The organism is Methanohalophilus mahii DSM 5219, assembly GCF_000025865.1.
Lineage (GTDB): Archaea > Halobacteriota > Methanosarcinia > Methanosarcinales > Methanosarcinaceae > Methanohalophilus > Methanohalophilus mahii.
This window is the reverse complement of the sequence record NC_014002.1, coordinates 92,455-109,594: the sequence shown is the minus strand read 5'-3', so window position 1 is coordinate 109,594 and position 17,140 is coordinate 92,455. Positions and strand designations below refer to the sequence as shown.

Below are 17,140 nucleotides of genomic sequence, written 5' to 3'. Positions count from 1 at the left end.
ATCATGCAGATGATTTTTAACAGAGAAGGGGTTTTGAGAGCGGCGAGGCTGCTTCTATTAACCTCTTTTATTTTGATTTTTCTGACGCCTTCGTTTTCGCTGGCCTCAGATGATACCTATTTCTCGGGAGACAATATCACGGTTGATCTGGAGATTGATGCAAATCAGGAAACACCGGCACAGCTACAGCTGATGATATACAATCCGCACAATAAACTTGTGGGAAATGCAACCCATGAGTTTGGGCTTGAAAAGGGAGAGAATCTGGTGAATTATACCATGCCGTTTGTTACTGATACGGAAGGTTTGCATTATCTCAGGTATGATATTTTTGCAGATCTGGATGGAGGCTGGACCCTGGTTCAAAGCAGTACCCAGTATTTTGACGGACAGATCAATGATCCGCCCCTGATTGAGATTATTTCTCCGACGGAAGATGGTGTGTATGCTCTGGATGAGGATATTCTGTTCTCGGCAAACGTGTCTGATCCGGAAAGTCATTCTTTCAGTGTTGCATGGAGATCCAATGTCAGCGGAATTATTGGCAATGGCACATCCCTTTATGCCAGTCTTGCTGAAGGTATGCATCTGATCAATGTGACAGCCGAGGATGAGAGGGGTGCTGCAAGTAATCGGAGTATTCTCATACAGGTTGTAGAATCTGCAGATGACCAAGAGGATGGTGTGACCGCAGGCACGGGAGGCGGAGGTACAGGTTCTGCTACAATAGTTACCGATACTTCCCTGGAAGATGATACTGCGGCTGCAGGCGATGGGGATGCCACTGTGTCCCCAGGTGACCGGGAGCAAACCGATGTCCCTGATGGCGATACGGATGAAACCCCGGTTGGCCCTGAGCAGGAGGAAGAGTCAAGTTTCCTGCCCGGTTTTGGAGCCGTTTTTGTGGTAATTGGGCTTTTGCTGGCTGCCAGGTTTAAGAGGAAGTAATGTATGCCGGGAGGGGGAACTTCCGGTATGCTTTTTTTTATTGGTGTTAGGTGTGATGTTTCCAGGGCAATGGGATTTGTCTGCCCGGCATTACTCAAAAACAGATCAGATCAAAGACAACATCTGTCCAATAATCCTTTTAGCAGTGCTTTCTGACATTCTGCCATATTTTTCTATTCCATCATCTGATTCACCTACTGATGCAAGAGATTCTTTTAGAAATGGATATGTGTTCATTAATTTACCCAGGATAGAAATTTCAACATCTTTCCCGCCACTGTTGGGGTCAATTAATGCAAGAATATCTGCATAGTCTTTGACAAGTTTCCCGGATTCCCATTCAATATCATGACTGTTTCCGTGGGATATTCTATTATTTCGATCCCATATCGCTTTTAATTTCAGAACAATCAACGTTGCTCTGTTGGGTACTGCCATTTCGATGTTACCCCGGATTGCCCTGGATTCAGTGTTTCCGTCAAGAATACTGAAATCTAAATACTCATCTGTCCCTTCAAAAGGAAATGGTTTTTCTCTTGTTGCAAAATCAATAATTACAGACCCTGCTCTTGTTTCTTTCCTTACACTCCGGGGTTGTCCGGGCAGTCTGTATGGTACAAAATTACGCTCCTTTCGCAGATAATAATTTAGACTGTTTCGTGTACTATTATTGGTAATAAGATCGATATCTACTGAGCCATACCAGGAATTATACGAGTCTACTGCCCACCCTCCAATCAGTACAGTTGTGGGGTTATCTACATCTTCTTTTTCATGGAGATATCTTGTTATTGCATATAATTCATCCAGTGAAAAATTAATTATTTCACTCATCTTTTCATAAGAACTCATACTTTGCAACCATTTCTTTTGTGATATCCATTGCAGAATAGCCCATCCCTGCCAGATCCAGAAGTGTCTGGGAAGCAGATACGATCCGGACACCCTCTTTTTCCAGAGTGTCCTGAAAAATATCCCTGTCAGGCCTATAGATAATTGCCTTTATACTATCTGGTGAGGAAGATTCAAATAATTCTCTAAAATAATCTATATAGTCATCATCCAGATACAGGTAAACTGCATCATTGCGTACGCCGTAACCGGTATACAAAGCCGCTGCCGTATAGGAAGTAAATCCTACTGGTATATTGTGCTGCATTGAAAATGCCCGGGTGATTTTCCTTGCTGTATCCATCGATTCAATGAAGGGAATCTGGATCTCACAAATTTTAAGGTTGGTCAGAGGACGTTCCCAGGCAACACCGTTTAGCAGTTTATCAATATTAGAAATACTCACATGATTGTAGTCTTTTTTCGCAATGTTCTGCTGAATAAGGGCCTGTATTGTCTTATGTGCCCAGCCATACGATATATCTTCAAGAATTGCAAGCTGGCGTATTGAAGTCTTCTTTTCCTTTAAAAGACGGGATACTATTTTCCATGATTTGGCCGAAGTAATTCGATGGTTGCTGGATTTTGACTGCTTTTCAGTTGTGAGTTTAATGGACCAGGGAAGTTTTACCATGCTGATGTCCAGTTGGTCCATAAGCAGTTTTTCTCTTTCAGGAAAGGATTTCGCGGCAATAACCAGTTGTATCTCTTTTGGAAATTTGGTTTTTAAACAGAAATCCCGCAGTAGATTCAATTTTGCAATAGCATCTACTGTGGCTTTAGATTTTATCTCAATGAAATAGATAGCGTTATTTTCTTCTATTGTTAGATCAGGAGAGATGGGAAAGTCCAGTGGAATACTTTCACTTAAAGTATTGATGTCGGTATGGAGGGATTGTGGTGAAATATCAAGATATTTGCGGATATGAGACTGCACATTGTTCCAATCGGTAGTTTTTGCACCCATCTGTACCTATCACTATATAGTGATACCTATATAAATCTATCAGTGATAGCCGCTGCTTTCCAGAGAAACCTTCATGAATTTTCTCCGGCCACAAACATTATCGACATATGAGTAAGCGACAGAGTAGAGAAATCCATTGTCGTGAGAGTATGTCAGTTTCAAAGATGGTTAGTTAAATATTTTCACCTATATCCTGTATTCTGATTGCAGTCATCATCTGATTTCAATGAAATTTTTCCATACTTGTCTTTAAGCACAACCCCTTGTTTAATAAGTTTATCAAGTATGACCTCTACATCGTTTTGATCAAGCCCATCACTAATTTCAGATATTTGCCTGGGGCCGGTCCTCAACCTTTCTTTAACAAAACCAATAAGCATATCTTCTTCTGCAATGTCATGCAGTCTTGCAATGATCGGATGAGTTATATGGTATTTATCGAAGAACTCTTCCACTCCATCAAAAAAGAATGCCATCCAGGCATAATCATTTTGTTTATGGTTGTTTTGCCAGAAAAATTCTTTTTCTATTATATCAAAGTTCAGGCCCTTGCTAAATAATGAATACATATCTTCCTGGTCTCTTTCTCTTGTTGTTATCGACTTGAAAACAAAAATATCCTCCGGGCATATCATATAAACAGAAACATGTTCCATTTTAAAGAGTTGAATAGAACGCTCTATCATGCCATCTGACAGCCGAAGTCCTCCACAAATAACATTAACAAAGATATCCCATCGAAATCCGTCAGTATTTTCGAGTATCGAATTTGCTTCCATTTTTTTGTAGGGACCACGAACTACAGGAATAACATAATTAATAGACCTCAGTGCTGTTACAACATGGCCCAATTCATGGGTAGACCCGACTACGACATCAATATCTTTGGTAGCAGCTTTATATTTCTGAAAACTCATTGAGCCACCACCAATGAGATAGAGTGTTACATGTTCATTCAAGGTCTCGTTGAGTTTTTCAAATTCTTTTTGTAAATATTGTTTATCAAATGATTTTGAAACCATGTATATGTACTCCTTTATTGTATGTCTTTTATCAAATCAATGAATTCGTTCCATGGAAGAAGGAAACTACTATTTTTTTCCTTTATTCGTAAATATTCCTGAAGGGTTTTGGTATGATCTTCCATATCGTACAATTTACCAAATTTTACCAATTCTGTTGATCCTGTTTTCGAGTAAAGGGCCAATGCATAAGAATTGTATATTGGACTATATGGGTCTATCAGGAGCGTGTGAATCACATAATCTTCAGCTTTGAGATCTCTTTTACTGTAGAAATAATACCCCAGATCACTTATGACCTTTAGACCATATTTTGGAAATATATTCATTGCAGTAGGATGTATCGATTCTTTTTTCACCGGTTTATCAGAATCAATAAAATCATTATCGATTTTGAACAAAATTTCCGGTCCCCTTTGCCAGAGCAAAACCGCATTTGGAGAAATTTCTTTCAGGGTTTTATTTGTCCTGTATTTCCAATAGTTATCAACAAAGCTTCTGATTAAAGAATGCCGTTTACTAAAAAAGTATTTCTTATTCTCTTGCAGGACGATTCCATATTTTGCGAGTTGTCCAATAGTATATGCCACCGTTTTTCTATTCAATCCGGTTTTTGTAGCAATATCACTGATCGAACATGAATTATTCAGGACTGCCAATATAGTTAGTGCTGAACTTGTAAGGATATTGTTTAGTGGCAGACGGGGATATTCGATGAGAATATCTTTCAATGATCTGGAATGCAGCGATTCAGAACGAGTTACATAGGTGTAACGACCTTGTTTTCGTCTTACAACTAAACCTGATTCAACGAGTGAATTTATTGATTTGGAAATTGTGGAATGGTCCAGTTTCAGAAGTGTTGAAATTTCAGATACGGTTTTTGGATGAGTCAGGTGTTTGAATATTTCGATTGTAGTCAAATTCAGCATTATGGGTATATTTGTTCACATATTATTTATAACATGTGAATATAATTGGACATTTTGCCTACCATGATATAGTGATACCTATATAAACCTATCAGTGATAGCCGCTGCTTTCCAGAAAAATCTTCATGAATTGTCTCCGGCCACAAACATGTGCCATAATTTTGCGTATCGGAGCGGTTATACTTCCCGGGTGCATGAGATCGCAGAGGAAAAAGAGTGATTCGGATTGGTCTGGAAGATAGATATTTACAGGAAAAGTTTCAATAATTTATCCTGAATTTCTTTTTGTTTTTTGATATGGACAGTTCCAATTATTTTAAGGATATTGCTGGAATCCATTGTGAATATTTTGTTCACCCGAATCCAGCTACCCTGGCGAAGTGCGCCTTCAGACAGGTCGCTATCTGAAAACCATACAGCACAGTTGTCTGCAGGTTTCCTGAATGTAACCTGACACAGTATTACGTCCTGTCTCATCTGATCAGAAACAGCAATCGCTGGTCTGAGTTTGGTATTGTTGTTGTCAGTGAAAGGGAAAGGAATGATAACTATGTTTCCTTTATGGACCATCAATTACTTCCCCAGGTAGTCTTTCAAATGGTCCCAGGCAGCATCTTCTTCAGGAGTATCCCATCCTTTCGAAAGGGATTTTTGAGAAGCTATAGCGCAACTTAGTCCTTCTTCAAGGAAAGACAGAGGGCGAATCTCAATGTGGTCGTCATACACGAAAACGGCTGCCTTTTCACCTATTTTCATACCGGAATTTCTGTATGCACCGGGAATTGTAATTTGTCCCTTTTTACTGACAGTCACACTTTTTACATCAATCAAAGTCATAACATACCCCATATGTCTTACAAGTAAGATAGTATATACAGCTTTCGACAAAATGGCTCACAACTCCCAAAATAATGAAAATGCAAGTAGTGAAGGAATGATACTGATTGGTCTGGAAGCAAACGCAAAAATAGTAAAATAGTGATCGGGCAGGATATTGGAAAAAAACAGACAGTGGTATAGTGGTGGTGGTACGATACGAGTTTGGATCCGTTTTTAGTCCTGCCCTACTATATGTACCATTATGTTTTTCTTAATATATTAACCTAACCATTGATATATTCTTATCTCCACTGACACACTCCCACGACAACTGGCTTTCTCCAGCCATCCCAACTCCGTTACACTTAAATTTTGCAGGGAACACCTAATTATAAATACTATTATATATAATTCATAATTCACAACACTCACAAACGTTAAATAGGAACTTGCATATCGGCAAAGTATATTTTAGTGTATATATGTATTTCAGAACGTCCCGGATATTAAAATTCGGCCAGCCAAGCAATTTTATACTATTGCAGATATGTATGTCATAATAATTATATAGGATGTATTCCATCCCCCAAACAATATTTCACAAGGTGGTATATATTAACATAGTTCCATTTAATACAACAGCGGTGATTTCCTGACCACAGTGGCTGCTTTTTGTTACAAAACAACAAATTTATTAAAATAGACAAGACATATGATGGTTTTTTACAAAGGGGCTTTTTATGAAATTAGTAGTAATGATTCCTGCATACAATGAAGAAGACTCAATCGCTTCAGTAATTAAAGAGATACCCAGAGATTGTTGTGACGAAGTTGAAGTCTTGGTAGTTAGTGATGGGTCCACAGACAATACTGCCGAGGAAGCAAAAAAAGCAGGAGCAGATCGAATAGTCATTTCTAAGAAAAACAGAGGTTTAGCCCCTACTTTCAAAATTGGTTTGCAAACAGCCCTTGAAATGGGCGCGGATATTATTGTCAATACAGACGGTGATGGCCAATACAACGGCAATGAAATTCCAAAGCTCATCCAGCCAGTTCTGGACAACAAAGCAGATTTGGTTCTGGGATCCAGAACGAAGGGTGAAATTGAATATATGCCTCTTCATAAGAAAATAGGCAACAGAATGGCTACTTTCATCACAAGACATGTTTCAGGTCTTCCGGTATCTGATGGCCAATCCGGGTTCCGTGCATTCTCAAGAGATTGTGCCCTCCGCCTCAACGTGATGGCAGATTACACTTATGTGCAGGAAACCCTTATACAAGCATCGTATTACGACATGGCTTATACCGAAGTTCCAATTGAATTCAGAAAAAGAGAAGGATCTTCAAGACTCATTTCTAATATTTTCAATTACGCCAGACGTGCGGGAACCACAATTGCCAGAGGTTACAGAGACTTTCACCCATTGAAAACCTTTTCTGCAATAGCAGGGATCTTTTTATTAGCCGGATTCGTGACTGGTGGAAGGGTTTTGGTCAATTATTTCAACACAGGTGCTGTGGGACCTTATTTACCTTCTGCAATTTTGACAGTCCTTTTGTTTGTGATAGCAATTCTTGTATTTATTGTCGCATTGGTTGCTGATATGTTGAAAACCCATCGAAAAATACAGGATGAAATGCTATACAGGTTGAAGAAAATCGAACTTGAGGAATAATAGAATGAATATTGTAGTTGATATAATTCACCCTGCCCATGTTCATTTTTTCAAGAATTTCATTCATATAATGGAAGAAAGAGGACATAATGTTCTCGTTACATCTCGCAACAAAGATGTTGCAAAAAATTTACTGGATGCATATGACATAGAATACTGCACATTGAGCACCTGCAAAAGTGGCTTGTTAAATATGGGATATGAACTTATATATAGAGATATTAAACTTTATCTAAAATCTCAATCTTTTAGTCCTGATATTTTTATAGGAGAAGGAAATCCATTTATTACTCATGTAGCCACCTTAATGAGAAAAACATCTATATTATTCACAAATACAGAACATGCAAAACTCATTAACAACTCTTCTTTTCCATTTGCTTCAGTAATCTGTACTCCTTCCTGCTTCAACAAAAATCTTGGAAAAAAACATATCCGCTATAACGGCTACCTTGCAATTGCCTATCTACATCCAAATTACTTTACTCCGAACCCAACAGTACTTGAAGAATTAGACCTTAAGGAAGATGAGCCGTTCATAATCCTAAGATTTGTTTCCTGGGAAGCCAGTCATGATGTGGGACATCATGGCATCCAGAACAAGATCGAGTTTGTAAAAGAACTTGAAAAATACGGACGTGTGCTGATAACCTCAGAAGGTGATCTGGGGCCGGAGTTTGAGAAATATAAGATCACGGTATCACCTGAAAAACTGCATGATCTGCTGTATTATGCTACACTTTATATCGGAGAAGGGGCAACCACAGCATCAGAATGTGCAATTTTAGGCACCCATGCAATATATGTAAATACTCTCAGACTCGGATATCTTGATGAACAAGAAGAAAAATATAATCTGACCTATACTTTTTCCGACCCTAAAAACTGTGAAAAAGATGCTTTAGATAAAGCTATAAGTTTGCTTAAAAGAGATAATTTGTGGGAAGAAGGTAAAAAAAAGAGAAAACTTCTTCTTTCTGATAAAGTAGATGTCACGGACTTCATGGTTAATTTCATTGGCAAATATAAAATAAAGTGAAAAATAAAATAAGTTTAAGAAATAATGGTGAACATGAATACAACCAACCTCAAACTATATTGTAGAGAAATCGGCAGAAATTTTGTTGCAAATCTGGATAATATATTCTCTATAATAACAATATTTACTGGTTTGATAATTATATATCTATCATTGTTTGCAGGTATTGGCCAGTATGGCTTGGGGCTCGCTTTTTTAGTAAGCCCTTTTGGATATTACGTGCTTAAAAAAAGACTCGACATCCCTATTGAGAAGTCTGAAAACAATGATGAAAACAAGTATAGTACTTTTTTTCTAGCTAATAACATAATATATTTTACCTTATTTTGTCTTTCAATTATTATATTATGGAATACAGTATACTATAGACCAGCGATTTATTTTTATATTATCACCATTGCATATTTTACTTTATTTGTAGAAATATTGTATAGACCAAACGATAGGATGTTTACATCATTTATTATGATAAAAACGCTTTTGCTTTCATTATCGTATCGTTTTGGAAGATATTATATATTCCCAACAATACCCGGCAATGATACACACGCTCATATCTCAACTACAAAATACATTATTGCCGATGGAAACATTAATGGACTTCTCACTGAATTTTACGCTCCAAGGTATTTTTATACTCCATTATGGCACATATACGAATCTATAAGTAGAATTATTATGGATATAGGTTTTAAAGAGGTGCTTTTCTTCACAATTGTTTTCCTTTTTTTGATAATTACCAGTTTATTTATATATCTAATAGCCAAAAAAATTTTCAACGAAGAAATTGCGCTTATAGCTTTTATACTAGCTAATATTGTAGACATGCTATTTGTAAGGGGAGTAACTAATATAAATACAGGATCATTTGTGCATATTTTCATAGTAATAACTTTGTACTGTTTGATTCAATACAAAAACAAACCAATATATTCTTTTTTTTCACTATTATTCATGGTTTGTTCAATTTTGACACATCAATTGTCCACAGCTGCATTTTTAATAATTATTTTTTCATTATATATGGGAAAAATTCTTTATACATATTTATATACAAATATAAATTTACAAAACCATATATCTATAAAATTAAATACAGTGGTTTTTTTCTTTATAGTTATACTTTTTTATTGGTCAACAATGGGATACGTGCAAAAAACTACTTTTTTTGCAGGAATGGTTAGTCGCTTGGAAACTACCATTTCAGATATGATTAATGAATATCTATCTTCAGGGCAAGCCGTAAGTACAAACTATGGAGAAATGTTTTCACAATTTAGTTTTTTATCAAACTTACTATATAATTTTGGATATAGTATGCTTATAGGATTAGCGATTTTAGGTATACTCATTCTTCTTAATCGTCGTTTTATATCGGAGATTTACTTATCATATATTTGTGTTGCATTAATATTATTTCTTTTAATATACCCCGGTACTTTCATTGGACTTAATTATCTATTCATACCTCACCGTTTTATATCACACTTAGAAATTTTTTTAGTAATGTTTGCATCTTTATCAATTTACTACATATACACTTTAAGCAATACAAATAAAGAAATATTTTATAATGCTAATAAGATACTCGCTGCACTTATTGTAGTAGTATTAATTTTCTTTATGATTACTACACCATATGTAAATAGAGCAGATCCTCTTTATGAGGCAGATCGTGTCCAAAGGACAGAATATACTCACTCAGAATTGAAATCGATAGAGTGGAACAATTACCATCAGGCTGATAAAGAATTAATGGTAGACCCACTAGTAGAGAAGCGGCCAATATCTACTGTCGAAAGGATAAATACATCTGGCATTCAACTAATAAAATATCCAAAAAATGTATATATCCAAGATATATCAAGTAATATATTAATTAGACAATATGCACGAAACAATCCATATTTAATCAGCAGAGGCACCTTTGGAACTACAAAAATTTATGAGATGGAATTCTTACTAAACATTGTACCAGAAGAATGCAATAATATATATTCCAACAACCTAGCATCAGTGTATAGATCAAAATATATCTAAATACTAGTCGGTGTATACATTTTTCAGAGAATCTAATATGCAAATAAAAAATAACAGAACTATATGTGAGAGACTTCCTTTAATTTCAATCGTGACAGTCTGCCTAAATAGTGAGACATATCTGAAAAGAACAATTGAAAGTATTTTAAACCAATCTTATACGAATATAGAGTATATAATTATTGATGGCGGCTCTACTGACGGCACGATTGCAACCATCAAAAAATATGAAGACAGCATTACTAAATGGGTAAGTGAACCCGATGATGGTATATATGATGCTATGAACAAAGGTATAGCAATGTCCAAGGGTGAAATTATTTATTTTTTGAACTCTGGAGATTATCTTTATGATAAAAGTGTGCTTTATAGAGTGGCTACGCATTTTTTGAATCCAAGAGTAATGGGAGTTTATGGTAACGTGGAAATTAAAGATGACAGAGGAAACAAAAGAATACGAGGAAGTGAAGTAAACTATAATAATCTACTATACAAAAGAATCTGTCATCAAGCGCTCTTTGTTAGAAAAAAATTGTTTAATGAGTTGGGGGAATTCTCTACCTATTTAAAACTGTCTTCTGACCATGAATTTATCGTTAAATGCATAAAACAATACAAAGAAAACTTTGTTTATTTTAATGAAACAATTGCTTTTTATATGAGCGGGGGGGCAACTCATATAGAGATGAAAAAAGCAAAAATAGAAGACCTTAAAATATTATCTTCAAACTATGATCCTCTCAGATTTTTTATTGGAACAGCCATATGCCTTGCAGTTATTGTGAAATACAATCTTCCAAGAATATACAAACCTTAATTATATGGATGAGCCTATTTCAAAACTTCTCCTGAAACCTTTTCCAACACATTAAAAAACACGCCATTTCGATTAGTCCTTTGAAAACCACATTTAACCTTTCATATCTACTTGCTATTTTCCTATACAACTCATATCCAAGTCTTGTAGGTCTTCCTCTTTTAGGATATTTCCTATTTCTGATATTGATAGGAATATTGCTTTTTATCGCTCTGCGTCTGAGATATTTTCTGATGGTTATCTCATCATAAGCAGAATCAGCAAGTATCTCCGATGGCCTGGTTCTTGGTCTTCTGTCAGTTTTGATCTTGATATTTTCCATTACCTCAACAAAGTGGTTTCTGTCATGCTCTTTCCCCAAGGCTATCTGTATGGTCAAAGGAAATCCTTCACAACTTACACAAACATGTATCCAATTGCCATGCAGATTGCATGATGAAAAACACCCTTGCATGTAGGTGAACCATTGATCTTGATATCAATATTATTCAGAAGAGCTTTTCGAACAGGAGCCTTTCGGTTTCAAGAATATGTTTGGCTGATTTCGGGAGCTGTATGTTGAGAATGACATTCGCCGGCATTTTCAAAACATATATATCTATAGGGAAACCGCAAGGAATTATGATTCGAAAATTAGATACGTACCTAAAAAAGCTTTTTATTACATTGCGTTTTTCAATACAATATCCGGTGATCTGTTTGGAAAAAAGCGACATATTATTCATAGCTCATTCATACAGTAATTTCCAAAAAGAATCAATTAACAGTACATCTAAGTATTTCAATAAATGTTCAGTTTTGGTTGAGTATAATCCTATAACAAAAATTAGTGAATATATAAATATTTCCTATTTAAAGCAATTTAACCTTAATTACAAAATCGATTTAGTTGACGCCCCACCAAATGTAAATGTATGGCCAACACCAATTTTATACGCCCCACTAGATTCACAATATAAAAAAATAGGAGAGAAACACCTAAAAGCCGTTGAGAATAAAATTCATAAAAATAATATTAATTTCAATTTAGTACATGCCCATTTCACATGGTCAGCTGGCTACGTGGGTGCGAAACTTAAAGAAAGGTATGGTGTACCGTTTGTGGTGACAGCACATGGCTATGACATTTATTTATTACCATTCAAAGATAATGAATGGAAAAATAAAATTGAATATGTTTTGAATTCAGCAGACCATATAATAACAGTGAGCAACAGCAACGCAGATTGTATTAAAAAATTGAATACAAATGTTCCGGTTACAGTTATACCAAATGGATATAGATCCAATTTATTTTATCCAATTGACACTTTAAAGTGCAGGAAATTTCTTCGGTTGCCTCTTGATAAAAAGATAATTTTGGCTGTTGGCAATTTAGTAGAAGTAAAAGGACATAAATACCTAATTGAAAGCATTAAAAGAATTATTGGAAGTAGAAAAGACATACAATGCTATATCATCGGATGGGGAAAATTACAAAGAAAGTTGAAAAAACAAATCGCTGCAGCAGGTATACAGGATTATGTAAAACTACTCGGCGGCAAACCGCACAATGAAATACCTCTTTGGATGAATGCATGTGACGTATTTGTTCTACCTAGTTTGAGAGAAAGTTTTGGAGTTGTTCAAATCGAAGCTCTTGCTACCGGTAAACCCGTTGTTGCGACATTCAATGGTGGGAGCGAAGAAATAATAGTTTCTGAAGATTATGGTCTATTAGTGAATCCCGGTAATTCATACGAACTAGCCAGGAATATAGAAGTTGCCTTGAATAAAGAATGGGATACAGAGAAAATATTGACTTATGCACAAAAATATCAATGGGAGAATATATCTAAACAGATACAAGAAATCTATCAAAAGATATAACTTCATGCATTTTTTTAACTATTGTATAATTAGGGCGGGTTAAATATATTGTACCTAATATTTCTTAATCTATTGAAAAAATTACGCCCAAACACTTTCAATATAAAATAATCTCTCAAGGAGGACATTAAAGTGGTGGAAATAAGATAAATTGTTTCATGATAGGGAACTTTATTATTTCGAAGTATTTTGTATTTTCGTGACAGCCTATGTAATTGAAAAATGATACTTTTTTCCGAACTTATTCCACCTAGCCTGAAATTAGCTAATGCAGCAGGCACTCGAACAAACGATACATCATGATATAAAAATCTAATTATAAGATCCAAATCTGCAGAAACTGGATAATTTGTATTAAAGACCCCAAGTTTATCATATATTCCCTTTTTGACAAATAAAGTCGGGTGATTTAAACGAATTTTACTTATCTTTTTATGAGATAAATCCCCAGTACGAATATATCTTTCAGATGTTTCAGGAATTACTTTGTACAAATCACCATACACAACATCAGCATCACTTTCTTTAAATTTATCAACTACTTTTTCCACAGCACAAATCTCATACCAGTCATCACTATTGATGATTCCTATTATTTCCCCGTTAGCTAAATCTATACCTTTATTCATTGCATCATAAATCCCCTCATCAGGCTCCGAAACCCATCGCATTTTTTCTTTGAAACTGGGTTCATATTCTTTTATGATATTAATGGTATTATCAGTCGATCCACCATCTACAATGACATATTCAATATTATCATATGACTGATTCAAAACAGATTCTATAGTGTCTCTAATATTCTTTTCACTGTTATAGCAAACAGTAATAATCGACACCAACGGATTATATCCCATTAAATATTCCTCAATTTCCTACATACCATCTGTAGGTTGCTTTAATACCTTCTTTTAACCCAATACTGGATGTCCAGCCCAAACCATTTAATTTAGACACATCCAGCAATTTACGAGGAGTACCATCGGGTTTGGAGGAATCATAAACGATATCACCTTCATAACCCACTACGTCCTTAATCAGTTCAGCTAGCTCCTTGATAGAAAGATCTTTTCCTACACCGATATTAACAAATTCCCCAATATCCGCATAGTCATAGTTTTCCATCAGATAAATACAGGCATCCGCCATATCATCCACATGAAGGAATTCACGTTTGGGAGATCCGCTTCCCCAGATGGTAACTTTTGACTCATTATTTATTTTTGCCTCATGGAACTTGCGAATAAGGGCAGGCATAACATGAGACGTTTCAAGATCAAAATTGTCATTGGGCCCGTAAAGGTTTGTAGGCATTACCGAGATAAAGTTTGTCCCATACTGCTGGTTGTAGTGTTTGCATAAGCGTATCCCTGCAATTTTTGCAACCGCATATGCCTCATTGGTGGATTCAAGTTCCCCTGTCAGGAGGTATTCCTCTTTCATGGGTTGCGGGGCAAATTTGGGATAGATGCATGATGAGCCAAGGAACAGAAGTTTCTTTACACCATATATGTGTGCGGCATGGATAATATTTGCCTCAATCATCAAATTATCGTATATGAACTCAGCTGGATACGTACTATTGGCCAGAATCCCACCTACTTTAGCGGCTGCCAAGAATACGTATTCAGGTTTTTCTGATTCGAAGAATTCATTGACTGCCTGCTGGTCGGTTAGATCAAGTTCACTGTGGGTGAGACATATAAGGTTTGTGTAGCCTTTTGATTCTAAGTTTCGCTTTATTGCCGAACCAACCATGCCACGGTGGCCTGCTATGTATATTTTTTCTGTCTTCTCCATTGATAATCCTCATGTATGTTTAACATATTTCAGAATATAAGTTTGTATATTTTCGGGCAATATGTTCCAGTTCAAATTTGTTTTCAACATATTTCCTGGAACCTTCACTTAATTTTTGCTTTCTTTGATCGCTTGCAACAACCCACTCCATACCTTTTGCCATATCTTCTGTATCAAACGGTTTAGCTAAATAACCATTTTCCTTATGCACGATCATATCGGACATTCCTCCGATATCAAAAGCCACCGAAGGAGTTCCACATGCAAGAGCTTCCATTACTGTATTTGGTAAATTGTCTTGCAAAGAAGGAGCTACAAACATATCAGCTGCAGAGTAGACAGAGGTCAACATGTTATCGGGGATTCTACCCAGATAATTTACCGGGATATCTAATTGATCATCACTACCGGAATTTCCAAAAACAATCGCTTCAAATTCTAAATCTTCAGAAAGCATATTTATTGCAGCCTTAAGATATTGAAACCCTTTCCTCTTATCTTTCGTAGAATTCATTGCCCCAAACAGAACCAGATTCTTATCTTGTGGAAGATTCAAAGCCTCTCTTGCCTCCTCTTTATCAACTGGTTTGTATTTCTGAAGATCAAGACCATTTGGAATCACTTCTATTCTTTTATCTTCGAACAAAGAACTGGATCGTGCACAGTCTGCAAGCCAGTTACTGGGTGTAACAACAGTAAAATCCAAATCTTCCCAGTACTTCTTTTTGCGTCTCCATACCCACCTGCTTAAATCATCTTCCCTATTGGAACCCAACTGCTGACAACCGCCACATTCCTGCTTATATTTGTCACAGGTGCCATTATAATGACAGCCACCTGTAAAAGCCCACATATCATGGAGGGTCCATACAATGGGTTGCTTTATTTTAGCAACTTGACTAATGGGGACAAAACCTCCACATATCCAATGCAAATGTACAATGTCAGGCTCTATCCGGTCGATTTTTTTATCTATATTGTTGGGAAGCCACTGGGGACTCCAGGGAGTGTTCTGGAACCCCCTGTACATTTGAAGAGGAAAACGATCTGCAAGATTACGGACACCAGATAGTTTATTCCAAAAATTAAATTTTGGCCCAATTACAGAATTATCGGCACTACTTTTCTTTTGTACCAACATTTTAGAATTCATTCCAATCTGTTGCATTCCCTGATGTAATCTGTAAGCTGCTCTGGCTGCACCGCCATGAATGTCTGAGGTATTGATGAGAAGAGGGTTCATAGTATTCCACGAGATAATTATTAGTATCGAAGGACTAGCTAAATCGTATATAACTTTTGGGTTGAAACCTATAAGTAATTCAAAAAGAAGGTTTTATAAGGCAATAATTTAATTTGTGCATAATAATGGCCTCGAATCTTGCTCCTGTAATATTATTTGTATATAATCGCCCTTTACATACTAAAAGAACAATCGAAAACCTGCAAAAGAACTTATTTGCCGAAAATACTGAATTATTTATTTATTCCGATGAAGCTAAATCAAAAAACGATGTCCTCGAAGTTCAAAAGGTAAGGCAATACATAAAAACAATATCGGGATTTAGAAAAATCACAATTGTTGAAAGACAACAAAACTTTGGCCTTTCTAAAAATATAATCAATGGCGTGACTGATGTTATATCATCTTATGGAAAAGCCATAATCCTTGAAGATGACCTGCTTACCTCCCCATACTTTTTGAAATACATGAATAAAGCACTCGATTTCTACAAAAATAAAGAAGAGATAATGTCAATAAGTGCTTACAATCACCCCCCTTCAATTATGAAAATTCCTGCAGATTACAATGAGCAAATATATTTCAATTATAGGAATTCATCCTGGGGATGGGGTACATGGAAGAATAGATGGGACATGGTTGATTGGAATGTTGAAGATTTTAATGAGTTCAAAAAAGACAAATTTGCCCAGAAAAAGTTCAACCGTGGAGGAGAAGATCTTAGTGACATGCTCATCGCCCAGATGGAAGGAAAAATAGATTCATGGGCAATACGTTTTACATACGCCCACTTTAAATACGATAAACTTTCAGTATGTCCTTGTCATTCCTATGTTCAAAATATTGGACATGATGGTTCAGGACAACATTGTGGGAAGAGTAAACGGTATCAAAACGATCTCACAAAAGCACCAGAAAAAATTAAATTTCCAGAAGAAATTAAAGTAAACCAATGTATTATGGACGAATTCAGTCAAATATATAAAAACAACGTTTTAAAAAAATTAAAACATATTTTCATAAATAAATTATGTTTACTGCACAATATATGGTGAACGTATATGATGAAATCAC

The 17,140-nt window shown here is 35.9% G+C and carries 18 protein-coding genes and 1 pseudogene; 8 read left to right on the top strand and 11 right to left on the bottom strand.

The features are described from left to right. The first annotated feature begins 3 nt into the window (after window positions 1–3). The gene (locus MMAH_RS00510) at window positions 4–948 is read left to right on the top strand and encodes a hypothetical protein (RefSeq protein WP_013036583.1); all 945 of its coding nucleotides are present in this window, start codon (window positions 4–6) and stop codon (window positions 946–948) included. 105 nt (window positions 949–1,053) lie between these two features. Here MMAH_RS00510 and MMAH_RS00505 read toward each other — a convergent pair whose 3' ends face one another. The 5 genes and pseudogenes from MMAH_RS00505 to MMAH_RS10630 form a co-directional block, all read right to left on the bottom strand. Further along, window positions 1,054–1,800, bottom strand: coding sequence for a nucleotidyl transferase AbiEii/AbiGii toxin family protein (locus tag MMAH_RS00505; protein WP_013036581.1), 747 nt, complete (start codon window positions 1,798–1,800; stop codon window positions 1,054–1,056). Next, the gene (locus MMAH_RS00500; protein WP_013036580.1) at window positions 1,787–2,806 is read right to left on the bottom strand and encodes a hypothetical protein; all 1,020 of its coding nucleotides are present in this window, start codon (window positions 2,804–2,806) and stop codon (window positions 1,787–1,789) included. Before MMAH_RS00500 ends, MMAH_RS00505 begins: the two co-directional genes overlap by 14 nt. A 182-nt stretch (window positions 2,807–2,988) precedes the next feature. Further along, complete coding sequence (locus MMAH_RS00495; RefSeq protein WP_013036579.1) at window positions 2,989–3,828, bottom strand: DUF6036 family nucleotidyltransferase; 840 nt, start codon at window positions 3,826–3,828, stop codon at window positions 2,989–2,991. Window positions 3,829–3,842: 14 nt separating this feature from the next. After that, entirely contained in the window at window positions 3,843–4,559 is a 717-nt protein-coding gene (locus MMAH_RS00490; RefSeq protein WP_245526282.1) for a helix-turn-helix domain-containing protein, read from the bottom strand. Between the two features lie 33 nt (window positions 4,560–4,592). Continuing rightward, window positions 4,593–4,760: pseudogene (locus tag MMAH_RS10630) on the bottom strand (MarR family transcriptional regulator); the annotation flags it as partial. 94 nt (window positions 4,761–4,854) lie between these two features. Between MMAH_RS10630 and MMAH_RS10720 the strand changes: the two are divergent. Continuing rightward, window positions 4,855–4,980, top strand: coding sequence for a hypothetical protein (locus tag MMAH_RS10720; RefSeq protein ID WP_281033892.1), 126 nt, complete (start codon window positions 4,855–4,857; stop codon window positions 4,978–4,980). Between the two features lie 26 nt (window positions 4,981–5,006). Here MMAH_RS10720 and MMAH_RS00485 read toward each other — a convergent pair whose 3' ends face one another. Both MMAH_RS00485 and MMAH_RS00480 read right to left on the bottom strand, forming a co-directional pair. Further along, a complete protein-coding gene (locus MMAH_RS00485) occupies window positions 5,007–5,330 on the bottom strand; it encodes a type II toxin-antitoxin system PemK/MazF family toxin (protein WP_013036577.1) in 324 nt (107 codons plus the stop codon). Window positions 5,331–5,333: 3 nt separating this feature from the next. Continuing rightward, window positions 5,334–5,597, bottom strand: a complete 264-nt coding sequence (locus MMAH_RS00480; RefSeq protein ID WP_048902051.1) for an AbrB/MazE/SpoVT family DNA-binding domain-containing protein — start codon at window positions 5,595–5,597, stop codon at window positions 5,334–5,336. Between the two features lie 722 nt (window positions 5,598–6,319). Between MMAH_RS00480 and MMAH_RS00475 the strand changes: the two genes are divergently transcribed. The 4 genes from MMAH_RS00475 to MMAH_RS00460 are packed head-to-tail and all read left to right on the top strand — an operon-like array spanning window position 6,320 to window position 11,154. Next, entirely contained in the window at window positions 6,320–7,258 is a 939-nt protein-coding gene (locus tag MMAH_RS00475) for a glycosyltransferase family 2 protein (protein ID WP_013036575.1), read from the top strand. Between the two features lie 4 nt (window positions 7,259–7,262). After that, the gene (locus MMAH_RS00470; RefSeq protein ID WP_013036574.1) at window positions 7,263–8,297 is read left to right on the top strand and encodes a DUF354 domain-containing protein; all 1,035 of its coding nucleotides are present in this window, start codon (window positions 7,263–7,265) and stop codon (window positions 8,295–8,297) included. Between the two features lie 33 nt (window positions 8,298–8,330). Continuing rightward, window positions 8,331–10,337, top strand: a complete 2,007-nt coding sequence (locus MMAH_RS00465; protein WP_048902050.1) for a glycosyltransferase family 39 protein — start codon at window positions 8,331–8,333, stop codon at window positions 10,335–10,337. A 37-nt stretch (window positions 10,338–10,374) separates the two neighbouring features. Further along, window positions 10,375–11,154 (top strand): glycosyltransferase family 2 protein, encoded by a 780-nt coding sequence (locus MMAH_RS00460; RefSeq protein ID WP_013036572.1) that lies wholly within the window; start codon window positions 10,375–10,377, stop codon window positions 11,152–11,154. Between the two features lie 19 nt (window positions 11,155–11,173). Here MMAH_RS00460 and MMAH_RS00455 read toward each other — a convergent pair whose 3' ends face one another. Continuing rightward, window positions 11,174–11,608, bottom strand: a complete 435-nt coding sequence (locus MMAH_RS00455) for a transposase (protein ID WP_013036571.1) — start codon at window positions 11,606–11,608, stop codon at window positions 11,174–11,176. 236 nt (window positions 11,609–11,844) lie between these two features. Between MMAH_RS00455 and MMAH_RS00450 the strand changes: the two genes are divergently transcribed. Further along, on the top strand, window positions 11,845–13,023 hold the full coding sequence (locus tag MMAH_RS00450) for a glycosyltransferase family 4 protein (RefSeq protein WP_394295767.1): 1,179 nt from the start codon (window positions 11,845–11,847) through the stop codon (window positions 13,021–13,023). Between the two features lie 29 nt (window positions 13,024–13,052). Here the strand turns inward: MMAH_RS00450 and MMAH_RS00445 are convergent, their stop codons facing one another. Genes MMAH_RS00445 through MMAH_RS00435 form a run of 3 tightly spaced genes read right to left on the bottom strand, consistent with a single transcriptional unit; the run spans window position 13,053 to window position 16,066 of the window. Continuing rightward, on the bottom strand, window positions 13,053–13,880 hold the full coding sequence (locus tag MMAH_RS00445; RefSeq protein ID WP_013036569.1) for a glycosyltransferase family 2 protein: 828 nt from the start codon (window positions 13,878–13,880) through the stop codon (window positions 13,053–13,055). Window positions 13,881–13,890: 10 nt separating this feature from the next. Further along, window positions 13,891–14,823 carry a GDP-L-fucose synthase gene (gene fcl / locus MMAH_RS00440; RefSeq protein ID WP_013036568.1) on the bottom strand — a complete coding sequence of 311 codons (933 nt, stop codon included), beginning with the start codon at window positions 14,821–14,823 and terminating at the stop codon, window positions 13,891–13,893. A 19-nt stretch (window positions 14,824–14,842) separates the two neighbouring features. Further along, entirely contained in the window at window positions 14,843–16,066 is a 1,224-nt protein-coding gene (locus MMAH_RS00435; RefSeq protein WP_013036567.1) for a glycosyltransferase family 4 protein, read from the bottom strand. Window positions 16,067–16,191: 125 nt separating this feature from the next. On the opposite strand from MMAH_RS00435, the gene MMAH_RS00430 reads away from it, so the two are divergent. Further along, window positions 16,192–17,121, top strand: coding sequence for a glycosyltransferase (locus MMAH_RS00430; RefSeq protein ID WP_013036566.1), 930 nt, complete (start codon window positions 16,192–16,194; stop codon window positions 17,119–17,121). Window positions 17,122–17,140 lie beyond the last annotated feature (19 nt).

Coding starts and splice junctions, on each gene's coding strand:
- MMAH_RS00510 (WP_013036583.1), top strand. CDS start 4: ATGCAGATGATTTTTAACAGAGAAGGGGTTTTGAGAGCGGCGAGGCTG.
- MMAH_RS00505 (WP_013036581.1), bottom strand. CDS start 1,800: ATGAGTTCTTATGAAAAGATGAGTGAAATAATTAATTTTTCACTGGAT.
- MMAH_RS00500 (WP_013036580.1), bottom strand. CDS start 2,806: ATGGGTGCAAAAACTACCGATTGGAACAATGTGCAGTCTCATATCCGC.
- MMAH_RS00495 (WP_013036579.1), bottom strand. CDS start 3,828: ATGGTTTCAAAATCATTTGATAAACAATATTTACAAAAAGAATTTGAA.
- MMAH_RS00485 (WP_013036577.1), bottom strand. CDS start 5,330: ATGGTCCATAAAGGAAACATAGTTATCATTCCTTTCCCTTTCACTGAC.
- MMAH_RS00480 (WP_048902051.1), bottom strand. CDS start 5,597: ATGACTTTGATTGATGTAAAAAGTGTGACTGTCAGTAAAAAGGGACAA.
- MMAH_RS00475 (WP_013036575.1), top strand. CDS start 6,320: ATGAAATTAGTAGTAATGATTCCTGCATACAATGAAGAAGACTCAATC.
- MMAH_RS00470 (WP_013036574.1), top strand. CDS start 7,263: ATGAATATTGTAGTTGATATAATTCACCCTGCCCATGTTCATTTTTTC.
- MMAH_RS00465 (WP_048902050.1), top strand. CDS start 8,331: ATGAATACAACCAACCTCAAACTATATTGTAGAGAAATCGGCAGAAAT.
- MMAH_RS00460 (WP_013036572.1), top strand. CDS start 10,375: ATGCAAATAAAAAATAACAGAACTATATGTGAGAGACTTCCTTTAATT.
- MMAH_RS00455 (WP_013036571.1), bottom strand. CDS start 11,608: ATGCAAGGGTGTTTTTCATCATGCAATCTGCATGGCAATTGGATACAT.
- MMAH_RS00445 (WP_013036569.1), bottom strand. CDS start 13,880: ATGGGATATAATCCGTTGGTGTCGATTATTACTGTTTGCTATAACAGT.
- fcl (WP_013036568.1), bottom strand. CDS start 14,823: ATGGAGAAGACAGAAAAAATATACATAGCAGGCCACCGTGGCATGGTT.
- MMAH_RS00435 (WP_013036567.1), bottom strand. CDS start 16,066: ATGAACCCTCTTCTCATCAATACCTCAGACATTCATGGCGGTGCAGCC.
- MMAH_RS00430 (WP_013036566.1), top strand. CDS start 16,192: ATGGCCTCGAATCTTGCTCCTGTAATATTATTTGTATATAATCGCCCT.